Source organism: Nitrospirillum amazonense, assembly GCF_007828035.1.
Lineage (GTDB): Bacteria > Pseudomonadota > Alphaproteobacteria > Azospirillales > Azospirillaceae > Nitrospirillum > Nitrospirillum amazonense.
In genome coordinates this window covers 501923-518802 of sequence record NZ_VITV01000002.1, presented here as the reverse complement: position 1 = coordinate 518802, position 16880 = coordinate 501923, and the positions used below count along the sequence as shown (strand labels likewise).

Sequence of the window (16880 nt, the reverse complement as noted above, 5' to 3'; positions counted from 1 at the left end):
GGTTCTGTCCATCTTGATATAATAGTCAGACCGACCAGTTTTCCGAGGTGGACATGACGCGAGAAACACGTGGGGCGCCAAAGCTTGATGATCGCTGGCCTTTACAGGATGCCAAGGCGCGTTTCAGTGAGCTGGTGCGTCGGGTCAAAAGCGATGGCCCACAGCATGTCACGGTGCACGGTCGCGACGAGGTGGTAGTTATTACGGCGGAGGAGTTCCGCCGGCTGAAGGGGAGCCTTTCCGGGCAGGCCTTGGTGGACGTGCTCCAGGCGTGTCCACATCCGGATGTGGAGTTTGACGTCGAGCGCATGGTGATGCCAGTGCGTGATGTCGTTCTATGACGGGCTGGTTGCTCGACACCAATGTCTTGTCCGAACTCCGTCGGCCCAAGCCGGACAGGAAGGTCGTTGCCTTCGTGGCTGACCAGCCACTTGATACTCTTTTTATCAGCACCGTGACGCTGGCGGAGATTCGCTTTGGCATTGAGCAGGCAGCCGATGCCGGCAAAAGGTCGGAGCTGACGGCTTGGCTGACGCACAAGCTGCGGCCAATGTTCGATGGCCGCGTCCTGCCTATTAGTGAAGACGTGATGTTGAAGTGGCGCCTGCTGGTAGAATCAGATCGACAAGCGCGGCATACTTATACGCAGCCTGATCTGATCATCGCCGCGACGGGGTTGCACTATGATTTGACGGTGGTGACACGCGACGTGACGGATTACGCCCGCACGGGCGTGTCAATCCTGAACCCGTGGCTTTGATGATGATCCCGAAAAACGGAAGCCATGTGACGGCGCCCTTCGTCAGCCGCTACCTGATCGCCCACGCCTGTTTCGCCTGCCGGCGTTCCTGGAAACTGCCCGTGCTGTTTGGTGGCGTGGGGGAGGGTGGGCGATCTTGTCCCGCATGCGGCGGGGTCTATGCCTGATGGGGCGCTCATTCAAGGCGCCGAAACGCACTGACGTCGCCCAAGTGGAAGCGCTGTGGCGGCGGGGTTACCGGTTCTGGAGCTATCGCTCGCATCCCGGGGCGGAGCCGCTGCCGGCCACGCTCAAGGAGGTGTCCGGATTCCTGCGGCGCAATCCGGATCACCCTATGCGCCTGAAGCCGGCCCGCGCGGCGGCGGGGCGGCGCTGACGGCCCCGCCGGCTCCCCCTCCTACTCGCTCGCCCCCGGGGCGGCCGCCTTCACGAAGTGGCGGACGTCGTCTGTCAGTTTGTCCAGGGCGGCACGGTTCAGGTACATCATGTGCCCGGCCTCGTACCAGCCGCCGGCCAGGAATACCTTCAGCTTGGGGTTCCGGCGCATAGCGCCGCCGTACCAGGGCGCCACGTTGGCGTAGCCGCCGCCCTCGTCGCCCCAGGTCTTCCAGTCCCAGTTCTTGCCCACGTCGCCGCTGGTCGGTACTCCCGGTCCATCTTGCTGTTCAAGTCGCTCAACAGGTAGCTCTGCAGCGTGGTGGCGAAGGCGGTGCCGATGCCGTAACGGGCCGACCCGCTTAGCCCTTCGGCGCCTGGAACAGCGGATGCCGTGCCGGGGCGGCGTCGATGGCGGCGGCGATGGCGCCCCAGGCGGCCTTGCGGCGCATCGCGGTGTCGTAGGGCAGGGGGCGGACGGGCAGTCCATCCCGGCGCGGCCGCATCGCTGACAGCCAGCTGTGGCGGTCCGACAGGCCCCAGGTCATGACCACCGTGGTCGCCGGCTCGGCCAGCACGGCCTCGAGTGCCGCGCGGTAAGTGGCCGCCACCGCCGCGTCGCGGGCCTCCGTATCCGCCGGCGCGAACTGGTCGGAAACATCCAGTTCGGTCACCATCACTTCCAGCCCGAGGTGCGCGACCTCATGGCAAAGCCGCTCCAATGCCGGCCCGTCAAGCGCCTCTGGCCCCTCCGTTCCGACGTGGATTTGCACACCCAGCGCGTGGACCGGCACATGCGAGGCCAGCAGGCGGCGCAGCAGTGCCAGGATGGCGGCGCGTTTGGCGTCGCCGCCCGGACCGCGACGCTCCAGCCCGTTCTCATTCAAGGTCAGGCGGGCAGCCGGGTCGATCTCACGCGCCTTCCAGAAGGCGAAGTCGATATAACCCGGCCCGATCGCGTCCAGAAGCGGTGAGACCCTGAGCCCGTTCCGGCCGGTCGGGCCGAGGTCGATCGGCTCATTGACCACGTCCCAGGAATGCACGCGCCGGGCATAGCGGCCGACCAAGGTTCCGATATGACCGGCCACCAGATCCTCGGCGGCGATACGGGAAAGCCCCGGCGTCAGCCATACGGGCAGGCGCTCGGGCCAAAGCAGCGTGTGACCGCGGAACATCATGCCATGATCGCGCGCGAAAGCGAACCGGCGGTCCGCGCCGCGCAGGTCGTACAGCCCCGATTCCGGTGCCACGTCTGGCCATTTCAGCTCATATTCGGGGACGATGATGGTGCAGTCGGCCACGGTCGCCGCACGCAGGTCGCGATCCTCATCCAGGGCGGGGCCCACCGCCGTGCCGAACAGCAATCCCTTGCGTTCCGCCCGGGCACGCAACGAGACGGGATCGTTCTCGTACCAGGCGGCGGCCTCCGCCGGGCGTGCGGCCGCCAGCAGGCCGCCGACGCCCAGCGCCAGCACGGCGCGGCGGTGCGGGCCGCCCGCCACCGTCACGGCCCGATGCGCTTGAAGAGGCTGAGCCGGTTGCGGTCGCCGGCGCGCTCATAGACGACCCGGTCGAAGCTGGACTGGATCAAGGAGAGGCCCATGCCCGATTCCGGCAGGTTGGCGAGGTCAGTGGGATCGAAGTCGATGCGGGCCTCGGCCAGCCGCGCCGGGTCCAGGGGCGGGCCGTCATCCTTCAGCTCGATCACGATCTCCCCTTCGGCCAGGGTGACGGCCGCTTCGATGGGGCCGGCATCACCGCCATAACCATGCTCGACGATATTCGTCACCGCCTCGACGATGCCCAGTTCGATGGCGGCCAGCGCGTCGGCGTCGAGATCAGTCAGGCCGCAGACCGCCTGCACCGCCCGCCCGATCAGGGCGACCTGCTCCAGCCCGCCATCCACGGTCAGCACGATATGGGGGACGGGCATCGCCATGATGGTCTTACTCGCCGCCGGGGGTGAGCGCGGCCACGGCCGCGTCCGTGTCGGGGAAGGTCTTGAAGACGCGATCCAAACGGGTGGTCTGCAAAAGCCTCTGGACAGGGGACTGAATCCCGGCCAGCACCAGGTCGCCGCGCGTGCCGATGAGCTTGAGGCAGCCCACGACGCTGCCGAGCCCGCTGGAATCCATGAAGCTGACATCAGCCAGATCCAGCACGATGCGCTCCGCCCCGCCCTGGATCAGGTCCACCATCCGCGCCTTGAAGGCGGGGGTGATGACGGCGTCCAGCCGCCTGACGGTCACCCGCGTGATCAGCACGCCGCCGCGCTGCTCAGTCTCGATCATCTTGCCCCTCCGCGGCCTCGGCCGCCGTCTTCTCCAGGATCAACAACGATACATCATCGAAATGCGCGTCGGCACACCAGTCGGCGAACCGGCGCCCGACCATGGCGATGGTGTCGGCCAGCGGCAGTGCCGCCGCCTCGGCCAGGCAGCGCGCCAGCTCCCCGTCGCCGAAGGCCCGTTCCTCGGCGTCGACACAGTCACTGAGGCCATCCGAGTGCACGATCAGCCGGTCGCCGGCCGCCAGCGTGAAGGGCAGTTCCTCATAGTTGACCGATGGCAGCATGCCCACCGGAAAGCCGCTGTCGCCCAGTGTCTCCAGGCGCCGGCTGGCGGCGCGCCAGACCAGGGGCGGCGGATGGCCGGCCAGGGTCAGGACGCCCTCGCCCGTGCGCCGGTCGATGACGCCGTACAGCATGGTGAAGTAATCGTCGTCATCGCTGCGCTGGGCGCGCCGGTTCAGTTCCTCCACCACCGCCACCGGCTGCGTCGCCCAGCCGGTGGTCCCGCCGGTCTCGGCCAACTGGCGCAAGGCAGCGCCCGACAGCAGGGATTGAAGGTTGAAGGACGACAGGGCGGCGGGCACGCCGTGCCCCGCCACGTCGATCTGGTAGAAGACGGTGACGGGTGAATCCGGGCGATGGACCACGTCCAGGATATCGCCGCCTATCATGTCGGAGGGTTCGAACAGCCAATCGAAGCGCAGCCCATCCAACTCCGCCGGCCTTGGCAGCTGCCGGCGCAGGCTGTCGGCGGCGGCCTGCAGATCCTTGCGGATGTGCTCATAGGCCTTTTCCAGGCTTTGGTGGGCACTGGCCAGCGTGCGGTTGCGCTGCTCCAGCTGGCGTTGCAGATCGATGATGCGGATGCCGGCCTTCAGCCGGGCCCGCAATTCCGCGAAGTCCGGCGGCTTGACGAGGAAATCATCCGCACCCGCCTCCAGGCCTTGCACCACACTGCTGTCGTCGATCTGGGCGCTCAGCATCATGACGTAGAGGTAATGGTCCGGGAAGGAGGCGCGGATGGCGCGGCAAAGGGTGATGCCGTCCATCTCCGGCATGTGCCGGTCGGTGATGACGAGGTCGATGCCGCCGCCGGCCAGCACGTCCATCGCGGCCACGCCATTGGCCACCGTCACGACATCGTAGCCCAGCGCGCGCAGTACGATGCCCAGCATTTGCTGGGTGGTCGGCTCATCCTCGACCAGAAGGATGCGGCGGGGTTCGCTCATGATGTTTCCGCCCGTCGGCCGAACAGCACGGCGGGCCGCAGCGGCCCGTCCCGGCGGGCGGCCATTGCTTCCAGCACCAGGGCGTTGGTTTCCAGGGTCAGCACCTTGTTGGTCGTGCCGTCGACTTCGTAGAAACCGGCATACCAGCCTTGGGTGGCATCGGCGCGGTCGGTCAGGGCGGCGCGCAGCCGGGCGGCATAGTCGGTGGCGAACAGGGCGTCCCAGCCGAACGCTGCCTTGGTCGCGACGGTCCGCAGGGCCGCGGCCTCACGGTCGGCGTCATCCAGGGTGCGCCAGGGTTTGCCATTGGCCTGCACGGTCGCCTGGGCGAACCAGGGCGCGCGGTCCAACGGGCCTTCGCCGGCCCCGGTGAGCTGGCCGCTATGCTCGAACCGGCGCTCCTGCGCCAGGAAGGTGCGCCATGCGAGCTCACGCGAGGTGCGATCGAAACCGTATTCCAGCCCGTCGAACATCCAGGGTTCCGACAGGGTGTGGGTGCGCGTGCCGGCCCCCATGGCCCGCCGGTCGACGGGCACTTCCACGCCGTCAACCTCAACCCATCCCAGGGTCGGTCGCAGGTCGGTCGCCTGGGCCAGGTCGAAACCGAAGAGCTGAAAGCCCTTGGCGGCGTACTGACCGTAACCGAGGCGCCCCTCCTGATGGAATTCCGGCTTGCCGCTGCCGTTCATGATCGAGGCGCGCAGCGCCCTGTCGGCCACCGCCGCGTCCAGGCGCCAGCCGGCCAGCAGGTGGGCGATGGCGGGAGCTTGCCGGGGATGCGCCCGGCCCCAGAGGTCGAGCGCGTTCAGCAGCCGCCCCAGGTCAACGGCCGACCAGCCCAGATCTTCCCGCTCGGTGGGCCGTCCGTCATGGGTTACAGGCTGTAGCGTCTCCGTGTCGAGAAAGCGCGAGGGCAGGGCGCCGTCGAACAGGGGCACCCGGGACAGGGCTGCCAGGACACGGTCGATCCGCGCTTCCGCGTCAGTGGCCGTCACGAGATCCAGGCGCTCGGCGGCCAGGGTGCCCAGGATCTGCGACCCCACGTTCCACAGCGTCGCCGCGCGGTTGCCGGCGGCCGGATCGACCAGTCCCGTCGCGGCCCGCGTATGCGCCGTCAGGTAGGTCCAGGCGATGGCGGCGGCGGCCTTGTCCTCCGCCGTCAGCGGCGCCGGCTGGCGTTCGGGGATCTGGGAACTATAGGGAATCTCGGCGTAGAGATGCGTCGGGTCCCGTTCCCACTGCTCGATGCGGACGATGAGCGCGGTGGAAAGCAGCAATCCGACCAGGAAGGCAATGTGGCTGCGCCCGGCGATAAGCCCGTCGCGGAAAGTCATGCCGGCACTCCTTCGGCGGCGGCGTCCGCCGGCGCATCGTCATCAGGCGACCAGAAGGCGGCGGAGACGATGCCCGACAGGGCGAAGATGTTGTTGGCGCACCAAAAGACGTTGGCCAGCAACCCGCCCCAGGAAAAGGGCGAGTCTCCCAGCCAGAGCCGAATCCCGGCATAGGCCAGGCCGGCGACCGACAGGACCATGACCAGCAACTGCCAGCGCACGAGGCGCAGGAAATTGCCCTCCTGCCGGTCCTTGGGCGTCACCGGGAATTTGATCTGCTGGTGGCGCAGGACCGACCAGAGGGCGCGCAGATTGATCGGGAAGAAGCTCAGCCAGGAACGCTTGCCTTGGTAGCCGGGCACCCCCCAGCTGCCGATCATGAAGGCGAGTTCATTCAGCATGAGGAAGGGGATGATGTGCTTGAAGAAGTCGAAGCTGTAGGTCCTGACCGGGGCCACACCCGTGGTCAGGTAGATGATGGGGGCCGCGAAGAAGACCACGTTCCACAAGGCGCCCAGGTATGAATAGAAGGTCGCCGCGTACATCAGCTTCTGCCAGATGGTCAATTCACCCCGCAGCAGCGGATTGTCGTGGAACAGGATGTCGAGGCTTCCACCGGCGTATTTGAAGCGCTGGATGCTCCAGGACAACAGGTCCTGGGGGCTGAGCATGCGGGTCTCGACCTCGGGATGCAGCACCGACCGCCACCGCCGCTCGCTGTCCGAATGCAGTACGATGGAGGTGTAGATGTCCTCCGAGACATGGAACTTGTAAGGCGTCAGCTCTTCCGCCAGCGCCGCCTCCTGGACCAGCGCCGCCTCAAGGCCGGCGTCCAGCGTCGACTCGCCGGTCAGCTTCAGCGCCTCGCGGGCGCGGGCGTCGACGTTGCGCGCCACTTCCCGGGTGTAGGATTTCAGGGCCGCCTGCATCACGGCATCGCGGCGGTGGATGGAGGATGCCCCGCAGCAGAAAGAGGCGTTGGCCCAGTTGCGCCGCCGTTGCAGCACGTCGAAGAACATCTGGCTGTCATTGACGAAGGGGTCGCGCCCGACATGGATGGGCCCCGCCACCGCCTCGACACACCGGCCGAGGAAGCGCCCGGCGGCGCCGAGGCGTCGGCCCCAGGCCACGGGCAGGCGGCGCCCTTCCGGCAGGTCATAAAACCAGTGCGGCGTTTGCACCCAGGCGACGGTGGGATCGCGGAAATATCCCAGCGTATGCTCGATCATGGTAGGGAAGGGCCGCGTGTCGGCATCGCAGATGACGATGAAGTCGCCGCTGGTCTGCTCCATCGCGTTACGCAGGTTGCCGGCCTTGAAGCCGATATTGTTCGTGCGCGTGATGTAGTTGCACCCTTCCTCCTCGGCCACGCGGCGCATTTCCGGACGCCGTCCGTCATCCAGGACGTGCACCGCCAGGTCGATCGGGTGCGGGTAGGTCATGGCGCGCGCCTCCCGCAGGCCCAGGCGCACCAGCTCCGGATCTTCATTATAGGTGGCGAAGAAGACGTCAACCGACACCGGGCGGTCAGGCACGTCCGTCTCCTCCACGCAGTCGGCGATACGCGCGGGCGGGGGCGGCCGGGGCGGATCCTCGGTCCGCCACAAGTTCACGGTGAAAAGGACGAGGCCGAGGAAGGCCATGGTCTCCGCCGCCGCCAAGGGAATGGCGAACCAGAGCGCGTCCGGATTCAGCGACTGGGTCCAGCGCCAATGCAAATACCAGAGGCCCACCACCAAGTTCGCAGTGCCGAGGACCTGCCAGAGGAACTCCCGCGCGGCCGAATAGGGGATCGGCGGCGGCGGGCGGCGCGATTCGAATCGGTCGAAGTAAAATCCCATCGGATATGACATCTCGCGGTGGAACGGACGTAACGATATCGCGTGTGCGGGGCCTTGCCTAGATGATTACGATTCTCATCATAGACAATCGACAGACGAACCTATCCGAATGGTTAATCGCAACTCAGCCATGGAATGCGATTTCATCGTCATACCGCACGGTTCTTGCCGTCAACATCATGGGCGCGGGATGGATTGGAAAATCGAGAGGGATGGTCGACGTATTCTTGCGGGGGGCGTCTAGCGCGCCGACCGTACCGCAGGTACAATTAAGTGTACTGGAGAACCGATCCGATGACAAATCGTGCGGAACGTAAACGATGCCGGCTTGGACTGGGGACGACGGTGGCCGTGGTTCTGGCGCCGTCGATGGCTGGTGCCGTCGAGTGGACCTGGTCCGACATCGATGCGGGCCTTGCCAGCTCCTTCGATCTGCCCTTCTCCCGAGAGAAACGCACGCCGCTGGAAGGATTGACCCTCGGCACCGGCGTCACCGTTCCCATGACCCGGTCGGAGCAGAGCGGACCCACGGGCAGCGGCCAGCAGGGAGCCCACGTGACGGGCAGCCCGACGGTGGACGCCCTCATCCGCTATGAACCGCTGCCGGGCTGGTTCGCCATGACGGATTTCCACCGCTACGTCCAGGGCAGCCGCCAGGCGCCGTGGAATCCGGACTTCGATTACGGCTTCGGCTTCGACAACGGCGCGCCGTTCTCGCTGCACCTCACCTATTTCAACTATGCCAGCAACCGCCTGGACCCATCGGCGGAAAAGGGTGAGAACGTCACGCGCTTCAACCAGGGCACCTGGAGCGCCGGCTGGCGTTTCCCCGTGCCGGAGGCGCTGGCGACGCCCATGCTGCTTGACCCCGACCTGGCCATCGACTGCACGGTCGACGTCAATGTCAGCCCACGCTTCTACGACCAGGCCAGCGCCGCCAACCGCAGCTGGAAGCAGAGCCTGTCGCTGGGCTGCCATTATCCGGTCGTGGCCGGCATCTATGTGGAGTGGAAGGCGTTCGCCTATCCCCAGCATCGCGACCAGCAACCTTGGGACCCGGACTTCACCTACGCCGTTGGCTGGAGCTGGGGCTATCCCGGCACGTTCTCGCTGCGCTATGGCAACTATTCCGGCAACCGCTGGCCCGGACGCGACGCCGGCCCGGCCCAGGGGCGCTTCGTCGACGGTGCCATCACCGCCTCCTGGAGCCAAGCATGGTGAGCCGCCGCATCTTCCGCGCCGTCGCGATCCTGACCTCCGCCGTAGGCCTGCTGGCGCTGTCGGGCTGCGGCCTCGCCTACCGGGCCGCGACCGGGCAGCCAGAGCGGGCGGGGGCGCCCGCTCCGCCTGCGCCGTTGACGGCGGAGGAAAAGGCGTGGGCGCGGAACGCCTGGCGCTATTTCGCTGAAAACGACAATGCGGCGACGGGCCTCGTCAACTCCGTTGATCAGTACCCGACGGCGACGGCCTGGGAGATGGCGGACACCATGGCGGCCCTGATCGCCGCCCGCGACCTCGGCCTGCTGCCGGCCGCTTCGGCCCAGGAGAGGCTGGCGCGGATCCTCGCCTTCGCCGGCCGCATGGAACTGGCCTATGGGCGGTTGCCCAACCGGGTGTACAACGCCGCCACCGGCGTCGCCGCGATCGATGCGGATCACCCCGGCAACGCCGGCTGGTCGGCGGTGGACACGGGGCGGCTGCTTGTCTGGCTGCGCGCCCTGGCGGACCGGGAGCCCGCGCTGGCGTCGGCGGCTCGCGCCGTGGTCGCCCGGTTCGACCTGTGCGCCGCCATTGGCGCCGATGGCGGCCTGACCGGCGGCGCGCCCGCCGGCCCGGCGCCGGCCCGTTACCGTGAGGCCGGGCGCGGCTATGAGGATTACGCCGCCGCCGGCTACAGGCTGTGGGGGATGCCCGCGCGGCCGCCCCGACTGTCCGACCCGGTCGTGAAGGTGGACGGGGTGGGGTTCGTCAGCGCGGTACCGGACCACGCCAACGAGTTCACCCCGGTGGTGACGGGCGATTCCGTGCTGCAGGGGCTGGAGTTCGGCTGGGCCGCGCCGGCCACCGGCGACATGGCGAAGCGCGCCCGCTCGGTCGAACTGGCGCAGCGCACCCGGATGCTGCAGGAGGGGGTGGCCACCGCCCGCAATGACTACCTGCGCTCCACAGCACCCTATTTCCTCTATGGCACGGTGGTCGCGTCGGGCCGTCCCTGGGCTGTGCTGACCCCGGAGGGAACCGAAACATCCAGCCTGGCGCTGGTCTCGGCCAAGGCCGCGCTGGGATTATGGGCGTTCTGGCCGGAGCGCTGGAACGATCTTGTCGCCCGGCTGTCGTCGCTGTCCACCGCACGTGGCTGGCAGGAGGGGATCTACGAGGCCAGCGGCAAGGCGGAGACGGTGCTTTCCGCCAGCACCAATGCCGTCATCCTGGAGGTCCTGGCATATCGTGCGCGCGGACCGCTGCTGACCGCGCTGTCGTCCGAGCCGGCCCGGACCTGTGCGGCCTCCGCGCCCTGAGACGCGCACCGCCAGGATGCGGGTGATGCCAGAATCCGCGTGTAGAAAGCCGGCGGGGCGGCGCTGACCGCCCCGCCGGCTCGCGGTCCTACTCGCTCGCCCCCGGGGCGGCCGCCTTCACGAAGTGGCGGACGTCGTCGGTCAGTTTGTCCAGGGCGGCACGGTTCAGGTACATCATGTGCCCGGCCTCGTAATAGCTGAAGGTCACCCGGTCCGTGGGCACGCCGTTGGCGTTCATGGCGTTCTCGTTTGAGAAGAAGGGCACGGACAGGTCGTACCAGCCGCCGGCCATGAACACCTTCAGCTTGGGGTTCTGGCGCATGGCGTCGCCGTACCAGGGCGCCACGTTGGCATAGCCGCCGCCCTCGTCGCCCCAGGTCTTCCAGTCCCAGTTCTTGCCCACGTCGCCGCTGGTCCGGTACTCCCGGTCCATCTTGATGTTCAGGTCGCTCAGCAGGTAGCTCTGCAGCGTGGTGGCGAAGGCGGCGCCGATGCCGTAGCTGGACGGGTCGCTTTCCACCTGATCACCCACGGAATCGTACTCCTGGCCGGTGTAGCGGCCATCGTAGATGCCGGTGATCTTGCCCTGGTCGCGCAGCAGTTCCTTGGCGAAGCGCACCTCGCGGATGCGCAGGTTGGTGTGGTCCAGGTAGGCGGGCGACAGGCCGGTGAACCGCGCCAGCTTGTCGATCACGCCCTTGCGCTCCGCCGGGGTCATGCGGTTTCCCTTCAGCAGGGCCACCGGATATTCCTCCACCGCGAACTTGCGCACCTGGTTCATGAAGGCGTCGAACCCCATGGCGGTGTCGGCGATCTTCTTGTGGTACCAGGCGATGGCGGCATAGCTGGGCAGGAAGGCAGGGTAGGGCAGGTCGTTGCCGCGGTTGAACTCGAATGCGCCGTAGTCGACGGCGCCGGAGATGACGATCAGGCCGTTCAGGCCCACGGGCGCGCCATTTTCCAGCAATTCGGGGAGCAGCGCGCCGATGCGCATGCCGCCGTAGCTCTCACCGCCGATGAAGACGGGGGAGTTCCAGCGCTTGTGCTCGGTCAGCCAGCGGCGCATGAACTGCGCGATGGAATGGGCGTCCTGCTTCACGCCGTAATAGTCCTTCTCCTCCCCCTTGGGCAGCAGGCGGCTGTAGCCGGTGCCCACCGGATCGATGAACACCAGGTCGGCCACGTCCAGCAGGCTCTGCGGGTTGTCCTTCAGGGGGTAGGGCGGGCTGCCGGCGCTGGTGGCGTCGCTGGGCACGTCCACGCGCTTCGGGCCCCAGGCGCCCATGTGCAGCCACAGGCTGGCGGAGCCGGGTCCGCCATTGAACAGGAAGATCAGCGGGCGCTGGGTCGCGTCCTTCACGCCCTTCTTCAGGTAGGCGGTGGAGAAGACAGTGGCCGCGTCCTCCTCCTTGTCGTTCACCAGGTGGGTTTCGCCGGCCTGCACCTGGTAGTCCACGCGCTTGCCGTTGAAGGTGCCGCTGCGGTCGGCGGTGAAGTGCTTGGGCGTCCAGTCTTTATCGGCTGACGCCTTGTCGTCGCCCTTGGCCTGATCGACTGCCGGCTTGTCGCCGGCGTTGGCGGGCGTGCTGGTGATGGCCATGTGCGTGGTCAGCAAGACCATGGCCGTGCCGGCCAGCAGGGCCGCCAGCTTCCACTTCGGTGCAGGCATGTGTAGTAACCCCCATAACCCCTGGTTTCGTTGTTGCCCGGCGTCCGATGCTTCCCCGCAGTGCCGGCCCGGGCTTGGGTGCAGTCTAGACACGCGGAAGGCCTGCGGGCAAAGGTCCCATCTGTCGCGGGCCGCCGAAAAGCGGTATGGCGTGCCGATGCGGCAGTGGCCCTCGCAAATTTGCAAAGGGGCCCCACATTAGGGTGGCCACATTTGGGTGGGACCGAAAGATCGGTCCCATTGTTTAGGGGGAGAGAGAATGTTCGGTCGGTTTGGTTCGCGTGCGGTCGCCGCCGTGCTGGCGGTGTCCCTGGCCTTGGCGCCCCTGGCTGCCGACGCCCGCCCGGGCCGCAGTTCCAGTTCCGGCAGCCGCGGCAGCCGGACCTACACCACGCCCGCCACCCCCTCGGTGACGGGCCAGCCCATCCAGCGCAGCATCACCCCGCCCCCGGCGGCCGCGCCCGCAGCACCCGCCGCGCCGGCTTACCAGCCGCGCCCGGCCTTCCAGCAGCCGTTCGCCCAGCCGGGATTCGCCCAGCCCAGCTTCACCCAGCGCCATCCCTTCCTGTCCGGCATGATGGGCGGCTTCCTGGGCGCCAGCCTCTACAACTCGCTGTTTGGCCATCACGGCTATGGCGTGGGCGGCGATTACGGCAGCGGCTCGGGTGGGGCCTTCGGCGGCTTCCTGCGTCTGCTGATCATGCTGGGCATCGCCTACCTGATTTACCGCCTGGTGCGCATGGCCATCAGCGGTCCGCGCACGGCCCCGGCGTCGGGCATGACGTATGAGATGTACCCGCCGCAGGACGCGCCTTACCAGGCCATGCCCTTCGGCGGCGGCTACACCCAGGGGGGCGCGTCGGTGCCGCCGCCCGCGCCGGTACCCGCCATCGGCGTGCAGATGCAGGGCCAGGACCTCTCGGCGTTCGAGCAGATCCTGACCGGCGTCATGGACAGCTGGAGCAAGGGCGACCTGACGGCCCTGCGCCGCCACCTGACGCCGGAGATGCTGTCCTACTACGGCGAAGAGATGACGGAGAACCAGAGCCGGGGCGTCCGCAATCTGGTGGCCGACGTCCATCTGGTGAAGGGCGACGTGGTGGAAAGCTGGCACGAGGACGGCCGCACTTACTGCACCGCCCTGCTGCGCTGGCGCGCCCGCGACTGGACGGTGGATGAGAACACCGGCCGCGTCGTGTCCGGCGACGACCGCCACGCGGAGGAGGTGCAGGAACTCTGGACTTTCGTGCGCGCGGACGGCGGCCGCTGGCTGCTGTCGGCCATCCAGCAGGTTTGATCCACAGGCGCTGCGGCGGCCGTCAGCTCACGGCCGCCGCCAGCTTGCCCATGGCTGTGGCCAGTATGTTGAGGCTGGCATCCCATACCGCCCAGTTCTCGTGCGCCAGCGCATGTTCCGCCACCGCCACGGCCGAGACCACGCCAAGGGCGGCGATCTGGCTGGCCGTGCCACGCAAGGTGTGAAGCATGCGAGCCGCGTCGGCGGGCCGGCCCTCCGCCACCGCCCGGCGCAGTTCCTGCGCCGCGCCGGCGAATTCCCGTACAAACCGCTCGACCAGGCTGACGTAAAGATCCTCGCTGTCTTGCAGGCCCATGGCTTCAAGCCGCTGGTCCAAATCGGGCAGGATGGCGCGCAGGCGCGCCAGGGCGCTGGGCGACGAGGTGGGCGCGGCCGCCACCCGACCCCGGCGTGGTGCCGCCACCTTCGGCGCGTGGCGCAGGATGGTGGCCACCACCTGGTCCAGGTCGAACGGCTTGGTCATGAAGTCGGTGATCCCGGCCGCGTAGGCGCGGCTGCGTTCCGCATCCAGGACGCCGGCGGTCAGGGCCACGACCGGCAGCGTGGACAGGCCCGGTTCCTCCCGGATCAGCCGGGTGGCCTCGTAACCATCCATCACCGGCATCTGCATGTCCATCAGCACCAGGTCCACGGAACCGGGCTGGGCGCGCAGCCGCGCCAAGGCCTGCGCGCCGTGGGCGGCAACGGTGACGCTGGCCCCCTCGCGCTCCAGGATCTGCCGGCCTACCTCCTGGTTGATGCTGTTGTCCTCCACCATCAGCAGGCGCAGCCCCTTCAGCCGCTTCGGCCGCCGCGACCGGGGGGCGCTCGCGGCGGCGTCCGGCGGCGGCGCGGCCAGGATCGCCTGGCCCGCGGCGTGCCCCGGCGACGCCACGTCCAGGGGCACGATGAACCAGAAGGTGCTGCCGGCGCCGGGCTGGCTTTCCACCCCGATCTCGCCCCCCATCAGGGTGACCAGGCGCTTGCTGATCGCCAGCCCCAGGCCGCTGCCGCCATAGCGGCGGGTGGTCGAGCTATCGGCTTGGGTGAAGGCGCTGAACAGGGTGGGGATGGCATGGGCGGGAATGCCGATGCCGCTGTCGGTCACCGAGAAACGCAGCGACACCCGGTCCGGCCGGGGCCAGGCGACGGCGCGGATATCCAGCATCACGCTGCCGACTTGGGTGAACTTGATGGCGTTGCCCAGCAGGTTCAGCAGAATCTGCTGCAGGCGCAGGCGATCGCCCACCACCGTCGCCGGCGTGTGGGGCGCGATGGTGGCCGCCAGGGCGAGTTTCTTCTCCTCCGCGTTGACCGACACCAGCGACACCAGCCCGTCCACCAGGTCGGGCAGTTTGAATTGGGCATGCTCAAGGTCCAGCCGCCCCGCCTCCACCTTCGAGAAATCGAGGATGTCGTTGATCAGCGCCATGAGGCTGCGGCCGGCCGAGGAAATCTTGGAGATGAAGTCCCGTTGCTGCGCGGACAGCCGGGAATCGGCCAGCAGCTGGGTCAGGCCCAGGACGGCGTTCATCGGGGTGCGGATTTCATGGCTCATGTTGGCCAGGAAGTCGGTCTTCGCCCGGCTGGCCGCTTCGGCGGCGGCCTGGGCCGCGACCAGGGCGGCCTCACGGTCGCGCACCTCGGTGATGTCCCAGTTCACGCCGATGACACGGATGGGCCGGCCGTCGGCGTCCCTGTCGGTGATCGAGGCGCCCTTCACATGGCGTATGCCGCCGTTGGGCCGCACCACGCGGAATTCCGTATCCAGGTCGGCGCCGCCATCCAGCACGCGCCGGAACTCCGCCGCCAGGCGCGCCGCGTCGTCCGGCTGGCAATGCGCCTGCCAGATGGAAAAGCAATCCCCGCCGTCGCGCTGGGCGCCGTAGAGCTGGAACATCTGCTCGTCCCAATCCAGGCGGCGTGTGGCCACGTCGTATTCCCAGATGGCGATGCCGCTGGCCTTGGTGGCCAAGGCCAGGCGAGAGGAGGTGGCGCGCAGGGCCTCTTCGGCCCGCAGCTGTTCGGTGACGTCGCGCCCCGATCCGCGATAGCCGACGCAAGTGCCCGCGGCGTCCAGGATGGGGGTGCCGCTGATGACGATATGGCGCAAGGCGCCGTCATTGCCCATCAGGTCATAGCGCAGGTCGCGGAAGGGCTGTCCGCGGCGGACCAAATCCTCATATTGGTCCAGGCGCGGGTCCGGGGCACTGGCCGACAGCTCGCGCCGCGTCTTGCCGATCAGGCTCCGGTGATCCTGCCCGATGCGGGAGACGCCCTGCGACATGGCGGTGAAGCGGCCCTCGGCGTCGGTTTCCCAATACCAATCGGTGGACAGCTCCGTAAGCGTCTTGAACCGGACCTCCCGTTGCGCCAAGTCGGCCGTGCGCGCCTTGACCTCCCGCTCCAGCATGTCCGTCTGGCGTGCCTGCTCCCTGCCGGCGGCAAGCCGGCGGGCGCGGTTTGCCATGTAGAGGTGCGACAGTAGGGCCAGAAGGACGCCGGCGACGCTGACGCGGCCTGCCGCCAGCAGGGGCGGCGTGAGGTTCAGGGCCTGCCGCAGGACGGGCGTCGCCTGGTAATGGATCAGCCACTGGCGGCCGAATATGGACAGGCGATCATCGTGGACCAAGCCATCGACGAAGCCTATGGCGGGGACGGGGGTTTGGTAGAAAGGGAGGGCGTCCGCGCCGTCGGTCACGTCGCTCAGGGTGAAGCCGACGTCCGCCCGCATCAGCTCCGACCCGACGATCATCTTGCTGATCAGGAAGGGGGTATAGGCCCATCCCACCGTCGCGGTCCCGCGCGTGTCGGGCGTGGTGAGATCCGCCCCTTGCCGGTAGATGGGCAGCAGCAGCAGGAATCCGCTGTTGTCCCCCGGGGCCTGCACCAGCGAGATGGGCGCGGTCAGGCGGGGTTCGCCCGACCGCATGGCGGCCATGGCGGCCGCATGGCGTGCCGGTTCCGAGGCGATATCCAGGCCCACGGCGGTGGCGTTCACGCCTTCCGGCTCCACGAACTGGATGACGGCGTGTTCGCCATCGTGCGGCTTGAGTTCCCAGACGCGGAATCCGGGACGGCCGCCATGGCGCTCCCGCTCGACGAAGGCTTCCTCTTCGGCGATGGGCACCCGCCGCACGATGCCGAAACCCGTAGCTCCCCTGAATTCCGTTTCCAGGGAGCGTGTTTGGCTGTAACGGCGGAACTGCTCAACCGTCAGGGAATCCAGGCCGGCAACGACTGCCGCACCGCGTGCGCCGCGCAGGCCGTATTGGTACAGTGTCAGTTGCTGGCGCAGGTCTTCCGTCATTTCGCCCGCGCGCGCCGACAGGCTGTCGGCGGCCAGGGTGCGGTTATGGGCATCGGTGAGCCGGGCGACCACTGCGCCGCCGACCAGCGCTAATGCCAGGACCAGCAGGGGTAAAAGCAGGGCAAGGCGGCTGGAGCAGACAAGCACCCCATCGGCGCCCGGCAGCCGCCAGGGGAAGGGGGCGGGGCGGATATCGCCGCTGCTGGAGAATGACGGCGAATTTTGAAAACGCATCCCGGCCTCACGATTCTTCAGC

General features: G+C 68.0%; 15 protein-coding genes. 6 read left to right on the top strand and 9 right to left on the bottom strand.

Features of this window, described 5'->3' with window-relative positions; all coding sequences use genetic code 11:
• Positions 1–53 precede the first annotated feature (53 nt).
• The 3 genes from FBZ87_RS06360 (at position 54) to FBZ87_RS06350 (ending at position 1136) form a co-directional block, all read left to right on the top strand.
• The gene (locus FBZ87_RS06360) at positions 54–341 is read left to right on the top strand and encodes a type II toxin-antitoxin system Phd/YefM family antitoxin (RefSeq protein ID WP_145609485.1); all 288 of its coding nucleotides are present in this window, start codon (positions 54–56) and stop codon (positions 339–341) included.
• Complete coding sequence (locus FBZ87_RS06355; protein ID WP_145609484.1) at positions 338–760, top strand: type II toxin-antitoxin system VapC family toxin; 423 nt, start codon at positions 338–340, stop codon at positions 758–760. Before FBZ87_RS06360 ends, FBZ87_RS06355 begins: the two co-directional genes overlap by 4 nt.
• A 166-nt stretch (positions 761–926) precedes the next feature.
• Positions 927–1136, top strand: a complete 210-nt coding sequence (locus FBZ87_RS06350) for a hypothetical protein (RefSeq protein WP_145609483.1) — start codon at positions 927–929, stop codon at positions 1134–1136.
• 21 nt (positions 1137–1157) lie between these two features.
• On the opposite strand, the gene FBZ87_RS06345 is transcribed toward FBZ87_RS06350, so the two are convergent.
• The 7 genes from FBZ87_RS06345 to FBZ87_RS06315 all read right to left on the bottom strand — a co-directional run bounded on the left by FBZ87_RS06345 (position 1158) and on the right by FBZ87_RS06315 (position 7829).
• Positions 1158–1388, bottom strand: coding sequence for a hypothetical protein (locus tag FBZ87_RS06345; protein WP_145609482.1), 231 nt, complete (start codon positions 1386–1388; stop codon positions 1158–1160).
• Positions 1389–1497: 109 nt separating this feature from the next.
• On the bottom strand, positions 1498–2643 hold the full coding sequence (locus tag FBZ87_RS06340; protein ID WP_145609481.1) for an endo-1,4-beta-xylanase: 1146 nt from the start codon (positions 2641–2643) through the stop codon (positions 1498–1500).
• Complete coding sequence (locus FBZ87_RS06335) at positions 2640–3074, bottom strand: ATP-binding protein (RefSeq protein WP_145609480.1); 435 nt, start codon at positions 3072–3074, stop codon at positions 2640–2642. The genes FBZ87_RS06340 and FBZ87_RS06335 overlap by 4 nt, the downstream gene beginning before the upstream one ends.
• Before the next feature lie 7 nt (positions 3075–3081).
• Positions 3082–3426 (bottom strand): STAS domain-containing protein, encoded by a 345-nt coding sequence (locus tag FBZ87_RS06330; protein WP_145609479.1) that lies wholly within the window; start codon positions 3424–3426, stop codon positions 3082–3084.
• Complete coding sequence (locus FBZ87_RS06325; RefSeq protein ID WP_145609478.1) at positions 3413–4654, bottom strand: PP2C family protein-serine/threonine phosphatase; 1242 nt, start codon at positions 4652–4654, stop codon at positions 3413–3415. The genes FBZ87_RS06330 and FBZ87_RS06325 overlap by 14 nt, the downstream gene beginning before the upstream one ends.
• Positions 4651–5988 (bottom strand): DUF3131 domain-containing protein, encoded by a 1338-nt coding sequence (locus tag FBZ87_RS06320; protein WP_145609477.1) that lies wholly within the window; start codon positions 5986–5988, stop codon positions 4651–4653. Before FBZ87_RS06320 ends, FBZ87_RS06325 begins: the two co-directional genes overlap by 4 nt.
• Entirely contained in the window at positions 5985–7829 is a 1845-nt protein-coding gene (locus FBZ87_RS06315) for a glycosyltransferase family 2 protein (protein WP_145609476.1), read from the bottom strand. Before FBZ87_RS06315 ends, FBZ87_RS06320 begins: the two co-directional genes overlap by 4 nt.
• Before the next feature lie 369 nt (positions 7830–8198).
• Here FBZ87_RS06315 and FBZ87_RS06310 point away from each other — a divergent pair, with 369 nt between their 5' ends.
• Positions 8199–9050, top strand: coding sequence for a hypothetical protein (locus tag FBZ87_RS06310; RefSeq protein WP_186454610.1), 852 nt, complete (start codon positions 8199–8201; stop codon positions 9048–9050).
• The gene (locus FBZ87_RS06305; protein WP_145609474.1) at positions 9044–10348 is read left to right on the top strand and encodes a DUF3131 domain-containing protein; all 1305 of its coding nucleotides are present in this window, start codon (positions 9044–9046) and stop codon (positions 10346–10348) included. The genes FBZ87_RS06310 and FBZ87_RS06305 overlap by 7 nt, the downstream gene beginning before the upstream one ends.
• A gap of 88 nt (positions 10349–10436) precedes the next feature.
• Here the strand turns inward: FBZ87_RS06305 and FBZ87_RS06300 are convergent, their stop codons facing one another.
• The gene (locus FBZ87_RS06300) at positions 10437–12017 is read right to left on the bottom strand and encodes a S10 family peptidase (protein ID WP_246134264.1); all 1581 of its coding nucleotides are present in this window, start codon (positions 12015–12017) and stop codon (positions 10437–10439) included.
• A 259-nt stretch (positions 12018–12276) separates the two neighbouring features.
• On the opposite strand from FBZ87_RS06300, the gene FBZ87_RS06295 reads away from it, so the two are divergent.
• Positions 12277–13314, top strand: coding sequence for a Tim44 domain-containing protein (locus tag FBZ87_RS06295; protein WP_145609473.1), 1038 nt, complete (start codon positions 12277–12279; stop codon positions 13312–13314).
• Between the two features lie 22 nt (positions 13315–13336).
• Here the strand turns inward: FBZ87_RS06295 and FBZ87_RS06290 are convergent, their stop codons facing one another.
• Positions 13337–16858: a CHASE domain-containing protein gene (locus FBZ87_RS06290; RefSeq protein ID WP_145609472.1), complete on the bottom strand. Its 3522-nt coding sequence runs from the start codon at positions 16856–16858 to the stop codon at positions 13337–13339.
• Positions 16859–16880: the final 22 nt, after the last annotated feature.